We start from the raw sequence: 3,307 nt of genomic DNA on the forward strand, positions 1-3,307 counted from the left end.
GGGGAAAGCGGGGGCGTGGGGTCCGGACCTGGGCCGGGCCGCGCGCCCCCGCTTGTCGCTTTTTCACTCCGGTGCTCCGGCGCACGCTCCGGCCGCCGTGGCGTACGCCGTGGTTGAACAGATGAGCTGGGGAGCCCACGCAGGGATGGAAACCCCACGAAGTTGGGTAAAAACGCTGTGACGGCGCCACCGTTCATGATTCCCTCTAACTCGCCAACGCAGCCCCTCGGACGTCCTCCGGACACGTCCTGACCTCCCACTGGGCTGACCGGGCCGATCCCCCCACAGTCGCCCGGGTGCGCCGGAACCCCACACCACCCTTTCTTTGCGTGCTAGCGGAGCCGATCCATGCTCACGACCCTGAACACCTCGTACACCGACACGCGCGCGGCCGACCTCGCCTGGGCCCTGGGGCGTGAGCCGCTTCCCGCCCTCGCCGAGCTCGACGTCGACATCGCCGGGGCGAAGCTTCAGTTGAGACTCCTCGGCGCGTCCCACCAAGTGCTCCTCGAGGAGGACCGGGGCACCTGTTCGGAGACGGTGGCGTGCATCCCCGGCAGCAGCACGCCGCTGCCGCTGGGCGTGGCCAAGCGGGTGGGGGACTGGGAGTACGAGTTCGCCGCCCGCGTCGAGGCCCTGTCGCCGGGTCAGTTCGCGGGCCGGGCACAGGAGTTGCTCGCGCTGGTGTCCGACCACCCGCACGGCCTCGCCGGCGTCTTCCCCGGCAGCCCGCACGCGTTCACGGCCCTGCTGGCCCAGCGCCACGAGGGCCAGGTGCACTGGCGGACCTGGCACGCGTACCCGCAGGACGGGCAGTTGGTGGCCACCCGGACCCGCGTCGGGGTCAGGGTCCCGGTGGGGACGTCGGGTTGAGCCGCGCAAACCCCTGCCCCCGGGTTCACTCCCACTTCCACACGTGTGGGTGACGAAGCGTGCCGTGGCCGTGACGTAACGTCGCACCGTGATCGAGCCGCACGCCCCCGCCCCGCCCGGCGCTCCGCCGCCCTGGGCCGGGCCCGCGCCGCTGCCGGTCCGCCCCGGCGTCGGCCGGTTCCTCGTCCTGGCCTGCGTCTTCGTCTGCGCGGCCTGCGGACTGGTGTACGAGCTCGAACTGGTCGCCCTGGCCTCGTACCTGACCGGTGACTCGGTCACCCAGGCCTCCGTGGTGCTGTCCGTCATGGTCTTCGCGATGGGCATCGGCTCGCTGGCCGCCAAGCGGCTGCGCCGGCTCGCGGCCGCGGCCTTCGGCGCCCTCGAGGCACTGCTCGCGCTGGTCGGCGGGTGCAGCGCGATGACCCTGTACGCCGTGTTCGCGTGGACCGGTGACTGGGGCGGGCTGTGGGCGAGCGGTCCGCGCTGGCTCCTGGTCGCCTTCTCCCTCGCCATCGGCCTGCTCATCGGGGCCGAGGTGCCCCTGCTGATGGAGCTGATCCAGCGCATCCGCCGCCAGGACGCGGGCGGCGCGGTGGCCGACCTGTTCGCGGCGGACTACGTCGGCGCCCTGGTCGGCGGCCTGGCCTTCCCGTTCCTCCTGCTGCCCCTGCTGGGCCAGTTGACCGGCGCGATGCTCACCGGCGCGGTCAACGCGGTCGCGGGCGGCGCCCTGGTCCTCGGCCTGTTCCGCGGCGACCTGACCCGCCGGGCCCGCAGGCTGCTGCTGGCCGCCAACCTCGCCGTGCTCGGCGTCCTCGCCACCGCCACCGTCCTCGTCGACGACTTCGAGCGAGCCGCGCGTGAGGCGGTCTACGGCCAGGACGTGCGGGTCGCCCTGGATGCCGGCGTCCGGGAGGTCGCGCTCACCGGCGGCACCGACGGCCGCCCCCTCGACCTCTACGTCGACGGCCGGCTCAGGGTCGGCGGCCGCGACGAGGACCGCTACCACGAGGCCCTCGTCCACCCCGCGATGAACGGCCCCCACGCGCGTGTGCTGGTCCTCGGCGGCGGAGACGGCCTCGCCGCCCGCGAGGTGCTCAGCCACTCCGGTGTCCGGCGGGTCGACCTGGTGGCGCTCGACCCCGCGGTGGTCGACCTGGCCCGCCGCGACCCCGCGCTCTCCCGGCTCAACGGCCATGTCTACGGCGACGCGCGCGTCCACGTCAGCACCGCGGACGCGTTCCGCCGGCTGCGGACGCAGGCGCCGGGGCCGTCGTACGACGTGGTGATCGCCGACCTGCCCGACCCCGGCGTCACCGCGAGCACCAAGCTGTACTCGCAGGAGTTCTACGGCCTCGTCCGCCGCGCCCTGGCCCCCGACGGCCGGTTCGTCGTGCACGCGGGCCCGGTCTCCTCCCGCCCCCGGGTCTTCTGGACGGTGGACGCGACCCTGCGCGCGGCGGGCCTGCGCACCACCCCCTACCGCGTCCGTGGCCCCGACTCCGGCTCCGGCCGCACGCCCGGGGTGTCCCGCGCCCCCCGCGACTGGGGCTTCGTGCTGGCCTCGCGGGGACGGCGGCCGGCACTGGCCCTGGACCCCCGCGGGCCCCGGCCGGCGACCCTGACGGCGGAGTCCCTGCGGGCGGCGCGCCGAGCGGCACAGGCGACCCGGGTCGGCGGCCTCGCGGCGTCCACATTGGTGCATCCGCGCTACTGATCCGCGCCGGCGGGGCGTAAGGGCGCTGTCACTTTCGACCAACGGGGGTGCGGGAGCGGCGCCCCTGGGTAGGCTCGGCAACCATGGAGCATGAGGTGTTCGTTCCGGTTCCGGTCGAGCGGCTGCGGGAGACCCTGGGGGATCCCGGCAGGGTGGCCCGGGCGGTTCCCGGGCTCCAGCAGGACGCCGGCGCCGAGCCCGTCGCCGGGCGCCTGAAGGTGCGGGTCGGCAGCCACTCCATCACCTACCGGGGCGCGGTCCGCGTCTCTCCACGGGACGACGGTTCCTACGCCGTCGAGGGCGAGGCGGCCGAGACCCGCGGCACCGGCTCGGTCAAGCTCGCCCTCACCGTCCGCCTGCGCGACACGGACGGCGGCACGACCCTGGTCTTCGACGGCACGGCCACGGCGGACGGCCGAGTCACGGAACTCCCCCAGGACGCGGTGGGCTCCGCGGTCGTACGCCTGCTGAACCGTTTCGCGGAGGCGCTGGGCGAGACGCCTGAGACGCCGGAGGAGGCGTCCGGGACGGCGGCGGCCCCGGAGACGGCCGAGGCTGCGGAGACTCCAGAGGTCCCGGAGACCGCCGAGGCCCCGGGAGCCGTCGCGGCGCAGGAGGCCGTGGAAACTCCCGAGGAGCCCAGCGAGCAGCCCACCGACCAGCCCACCGAGCAGCCCTCCGCCCCCCACGTAGACGACTTCACGGAACCCTCCGGCC

The 3,307-nt window shown here is 74.8% G+C and carries 3 protein-coding genes; all 3 read left to right on the plus strand.

The window, feature by feature from the left end; translation table 11 throughout:
* The first annotated feature begins 348 nt into the window (after positions 1 to 348).
* On the plus strand, positions 349 to 873 hold the full coding sequence (locus AOJ26_RS38410; protein ID WP_053852976.1) for a DUF2617 family protein: 525 nt from the start codon (positions 349 to 351) through the stop codon (positions 871 to 873).
* A gap of 88 nt (positions 874 to 961) precedes the next feature.
* Positions 962 to 2,590, plus strand: coding sequence for a polyamine aminopropyltransferase (locus tag AOJ26_RS38415; protein WP_053852977.1), 1,629 nt, complete (start codon positions 962 to 964; stop codon positions 2,588 to 2,590).
* Positions 2,591 to 2,673: 83 nt separating this feature from the next.
* The coding region (locus tag AOJ26_RS44735; protein ID WP_234358777.1) for an SRPBCC domain-containing protein at positions 2,674 to 3,307 on the plus strand (634 nt) is incomplete at its 3' end.

The organism is Streptomyces sp. NRRL B-24085, assembly GCF_001282115.1.
Classification (GTDB): Bacteria; Actinomycetota; Actinomycetes; order Streptomycetales; family Streptomycetaceae; genus Streptomyces.

Coding starts and splice junctions, on each gene's coding strand:
- AOJ26_RS38410 (WP_053852976.1), top strand. CDS start 349: ATGCTCACGACCCTGAACACCTCGTACACCGACACGCGCGCGGCCGAC.